The organism is Parasynechococcus sp. (assembly GCF_042954245.1).
GTDB lineage: Bacteria > Cyanobacteriota > Cyanobacteriia > PCC-6307 > Cyanobiaceae > Parasynechococcus.
In genome coordinates, this window is sequence record NZ_JBGKDP010000013.1 from 1 (window position 1) to 4,529 (window position 4,529).

At 61.2% G+C, this 4,529-nt stretch carries 6 protein-coding genes and 1 pseudogene; all 7 read left to right on the forward strand.

The window, feature by feature from the left end; genetic code table 11:
- A pseudogene (locus ACGVJ8_RS00555) lies at positions 1-243 on the forward strand (phosphohistidine phosphatase); the annotation flags it as partial.
- A gap of 70 nt (positions 244-313) precedes the next feature.
- The gene (locus ACGVJ8_RS00560; protein ID WP_392345004.1) at positions 314-1,504 is read left to right on the forward strand and encodes a citrate synthase; all 1,191 of its coding nucleotides are present in this window, start codon (positions 314-316) and stop codon (positions 1,502-1,504) included.
- 27 nt (positions 1,505-1,531) lie between these two features.
- Complete coding sequence (nuoH, locus tag ACGVJ8_RS00565) at positions 1,532-2,650, forward strand: NADH-quinone oxidoreductase subunit NuoH (RefSeq protein WP_392345008.1); 1,119 nt, start codon at positions 1,532-1,534, stop codon at positions 2,648-2,650.
- 59 nt (positions 2,651-2,709) lie between these two features.
- The gene (ndhI, locus tag ACGVJ8_RS00570; RefSeq protein WP_392345005.1) at positions 2,710-3,345 is read left to right on the forward strand and encodes an NAD(P)H-quinone oxidoreductase subunit I; all 636 of its coding nucleotides are present in this window, start codon (positions 2,710-2,712) and stop codon (positions 3,343-3,345) included.
- Entirely contained in the window at positions 3,342-3,941 is a 600-nt protein-coding gene (locus ACGVJ8_RS00575) for an NADH-quinone oxidoreductase subunit J (protein ID WP_392345006.1), read from the forward strand. Before ndhI ends, ACGVJ8_RS00575 begins: the two co-directional genes overlap by 4 nt.
- Positions 3,941-4,270 (forward strand): NADH-quinone oxidoreductase subunit NuoK, encoded by a 330-nt coding sequence (gene nuoK / locus ACGVJ8_RS00580; RefSeq protein WP_038552705.1) that lies wholly within the window; start codon positions 3,941-3,943, stop codon positions 4,268-4,270. The genes ACGVJ8_RS00575 and nuoK overlap by 1 nt, the downstream gene beginning before the upstream one ends.
- A gap of 18 nt (positions 4,271-4,288) precedes the next feature.
- On the forward strand, positions 4,289-4,529 hold a 241-nt coding region (locus tag ACGVJ8_RS00585; protein WP_392345007.1), incomplete at its 3' end, for an NAD(+)/NADH kinase.

Consider the following 4,529-nt stretch of genomic DNA (forward strand, 5'->3'; position numbering starts at 1 on the left):
GCTCTGCAAACGGCGGAACTGGCTTTGGAGGCGTGGCTCGCTCCAGAGCTAGCGGTGGACGAATGCCTTCAACCTGGAGGCGCCCTGGAAACGTTGCTGACGTCCTGTGATGGATACCTCGGTCTAGTGGGCCATGAGCCGGATCTTGGCGATCTAGCCTGCGGTCTTCTGGGGTGTGCCCCGGGTGCTCTGGTGCTGAAGAAAGCCGGCGTGATCCAGCTGCATCGTTCCTCGGGCCAGTAGCAGTTGAAGGCTTTGCTTCGGCCAGCACTGTTGATTGACGATTTAGGTTGCTCTTAGAGGCAATCAGGCGGTGGCCCAGCAGCAGACAGGCGACCTGCGCCATGCGCGGACCGGGATCGAACTGCGTCCAGGCCTGGATGGCGTGCCGGCAACACAGTCGGCGATCTGCGACATCGATGGAGAGCAGGGGCTGCTCACCTATCGCGGCTACCCGATGCAGGATCTGGCGGCTAACAGCAGCTTTCTGGAAACGGCTTACCTGCTGATCTGGGGAGAGCTACCCAGCCGCGACCAGCTGGCGGAGTTTGAGCACGCTGTGCAGATGCACCGGCGAGTCAGCTTCCGAGTGCGGGATATGATGAAGTGCTTCCCGGCCAGCGGCCACCCGATGGACGCGCTGCAGTCCAGTGCCGCTTCCCTGGGGCTGTTCTATTCGCGCCGGGCGATCGACGACCCGCAGTACATCTATGACGCGGTGGTGCGGCTGATCGCCAAGATCCCCACGATGGTGGCGGCCTTTCAGCTGATCCGCAAAGGCCAGGACCCAATCCAGCCCCGGGATGATTTGGCCTACTCCGCCAATTTCCTCTACATGCTCACCGAACGTGAGCCGGATCCCCTGGCGGCGCGGATCTTTGATCGATGCCTGATGCTCCATGCCGAGCACAGCCTTAACGCCAGCACCTTCAGTGCCCGGGTCACCGCCAGCACCCTCACCGACCCCTACGCTGTTGTGGCTTCAGCCGTCGGCACCCTAGCGGGCCCACTCCACGGTGGCGCCAATGAAGATGTCCTCGCCATGTTCGAGCAGGTGGGAAGTCCCGAGAACGCTGGCGCTTTCTTGGATGAGGCCATCGCGGCCAAGCGCAAAATCATGGGCTTCGGCCACCGGGAATACAAGGTGAAAGATCCCCGTGCCGTGATCTTGCAGGCCCTGGTGGAGGAGATGTTCGCCAGCTTCGGCCATGACGACCTCTACGACGTGGCCCGGGCGATCGAAGACCAAGCAGCGTCCCGCCTCGGCCCCAAAGGCATCTATCCCAACGTCGATTTCTATTCGGGCCTGGTGTACCGAAAGCTCGGCATTCCCAGGGATCTGTTCACGCCTGTCTTCGCCATTGCCAGGGTCGCCGGCTGGCTGGCCCATTGGCGGGAGCAGCTCGGGGCGAACCGGATTTTCCGGCCTTCGCAGATCTACTCCGGATCCCAGCCACGCTCCTGGATGCCCATTGAAGAGCGCGTCTCGGCTCCGGCCGCCTAAATTGCATCCACTTCCGTCGACACCATGGTGAGTCCGGGACTGGACCTGGAATTGAGCTTTAGCCAGGCCCTGCAAGGGTTTGGCTTCTCCCCGGAGGTGGCGAGGCTGCTTTGGCTGCCGCTGCCGATGCTGCTGGTCCTGGTGGCTGCAGTGGTGGGTGTGCTGGTTTCGGTGTGGCTGGAACGCAAGATTTCCGCCGCCGTCCAGCAGCGAATCGGTCCGGAATATGCCGGTGCCCTGGGCGTACTTCAGCCCCTGGCCGACGGCCTCAAGCTGCTTGTCAAGGAAGACATTATTCCGGCGCGGGCCGACAGCTTGCTGTTCACCCTCGGCCCGGTGCTGGTGGTGGTGCCGGTGATCATCTCCTGGCTGATCATTCCTTTTGGCCAGAACCTGCTGATCAGCAATGTGGGCGTGGGGATCTTCCTCTGGATCGCCTTCAGCAGCATTCAGCCGATCGGCTTGTTGATGAGCGGCTATGCCTCCAACAACAAGTATTCGCTGCTCGGGGGACTGCGGGCCGCGGCTCAATCGATCAGCTACGAAATTCCCCTGGCTCTGGCGGTGTTGGCCATCGTGATGATGACCAACTCGCTGAGCACGGTCGACATCGTGGGTCAGCAGACCGGTGCCGGCATTTTGAGTTGGAACATCTGGCGTCAGCCGGTGGGCTTCCTGATTTTCTGGATCTGTGCCCTGGCCGAGTGTGAGCGGCTGCCCTTCGACCTTCCCGAAGCTGAGGAAGAGCTGGTCGCTGGCTACCAGACCGAGTACGCGGGCATGAAGTTCGCCCTCTTTTACCTGGCGGGTTACATCAACTTGGTGCTCTCGGCCGTCCTGGTCAGCGTTCTGTATCTCGGTGGCTGGAGTTTCCCGATCCCTGTAGAATGGCTGGCCGGCTGGTTAGATCAGCCTATTCATGCCCCCGTGGTGCAGGTGATCACGGGCACCGTTGGCATCGTGATGACGGTGCTCAAGGCTTATCTGCTGGTGTTCGTGGCGATCCTGCTGCGCTGGACCACCCCCCGCGTGCGCATTGACCAGCTGCTCGATCTGGGCTGGAAGTTCCTGCTGCCCTTGTCCCTGGTGAACCTTCTGGTGACAGCAGCCCTCAAGCTCGCTTTCCCCGTTGCATTCGGCGGCTAGGTTTTCCTACTTAGGATTTTCGCGCTCTCGGCTCCGCTTCGTTCTCTCCCCTTCAGACCATGTTCGGCTTCCTCAAACAGGTCGGTGATTACACCCGGGATGCAGTCGATGCAGCCCGGAATTTGGCCCAAGGCTTTTCGGTCACCTTTGACCACATGCAGCGCCGTCCCGTCACGGTGCAGTACCCCTACGAGAAGCTCATTCCGTCCGAGCGTTATCGGGGTCGGATTCACTACGAATTCGACAAGTGCATCGCCTGTGAGGTGTGCGTGCGGGTCTGCCCGATCAACCTTCCGGTGGTCGATTGGGTGATGAACAAAGCAACGAAGAAGAAGGAGCTGCGCAACTACTCCATCGACTTCGGCGTTTGCATTTTCTGCGGCAACTGCGTCGAGTACTGTCCCACCAACTGCCTCTCGATGACGGAGGAGTATGAGCTGGCGGCTTTTGATCGCCACAGCCTCAACTACGACAACGTTGCCCTCGGACGCCTTCCCACCAGCGTCACCACCGATCCCTCAGTTGTTCCTCTGCGGGAACTCGTCTATCTGCCCGCGGGTGAAATGGATCCCCACGGTGTCGCTGCCGATCGCCCCCGGGCTGGCCAGCTGCCGTCTCAGGTGTTGGAGACCCTTACCCCTCCTGCCAAGAATGAGGGACAATCCTCCAGTGAGGCCAAGGAGGGCGACGCATGACCATCGCGACAACCACCGAGCTGATCTGTTTCCTGGTGCTGTCCGCCGTTGTGGTGGTCGGCGCCCTGGGCGTGGTGCTGCTCAGCAACATCGTCTATTCGGCCTTCCTGCTGGGCGGGGTGTTCACCGCCGTTGCAGGGCTTTACTTGCTGCTGAACGCCAGTTTCGTGGCCATGGCCCAGATCCTCGTGTACGTGGGCGCGATCAATGTGTTGATCCTGTTCGCGATCATGCTCGTGAACAAGCGGGAAGATCTCAAGGCCATCGCCAATCTCACCACGCGCCGTGTGGTGTCCGCCGGCGTCTGCGTGGGTCTGCTGGCGTTGCTGGTTCGTGTTGTGGTCATCACCCCCTGGTCGCTGCCCGGTCCTGCCGCTGTGGGTGAAGAAGCCACGGCCCGCATTGGCGAACACCTGTTCACCGATTACCTCTTGCCGTTTGAGGTTGCATCGGTCCTGCTGTTGACGGCCATGATCGGCGCCATCGTGCTGGCCCGTCGTGATGTTCTGGCCACCGATGTGGTCACCGGTGAGGTGGCCGATCAAGGCCTGATCGAGAAGGCCCGTACTCCTCTGCTGATGAATCGAGCGGACTGATGAGCGATTTTCTTGCCACGCTTCCCTCCCTGCAGGCCTACCTCTTAGTGGCTGCCATGCTCTTCTGCATCGGTGTTTGGGGCCTGATCAACAGCCGCAATGCGGTGCGCGTGCTGATGAGCATTGAGCTGATGCTCAATGCCGTGAACATCAACCTGATGGCATTCTCCTCCTTCGTGGATGGTGATCTGATTCGCGGCCAAGTGTTCGCTGTGTTCGTGATCACGGTGGCCGCCGCTGAGGCCGCTGTCGGTCTGGCGATCCTGCTGTCGCTTTATCGCAATCGCGTTACCGTCGATATGGAGCAGTTCAACCTGCTGCGCTGGTAACCCCCGCACAACTGGGTCATGCGTCTCGATCGGGTCTGGGTGATCTATCGGGCCGACAGCCAGCCTGCCCAGCGTGAAGCCAGGCAATGTGCCAAAGAGCTGAAAGCTCTGGGCTCCCACGTGGTCACTGCGATGTCGGGGCCGCGGGTGAATCCTTTCCCCGGCTTGCTGGCTGTTGAAGACTCGATGCCCGACCTGGCCCTGGTGCTGGGGGGTGATGGCACGGTGTTGGGTGCTGCCCGCCACCTGGCGGTGCACG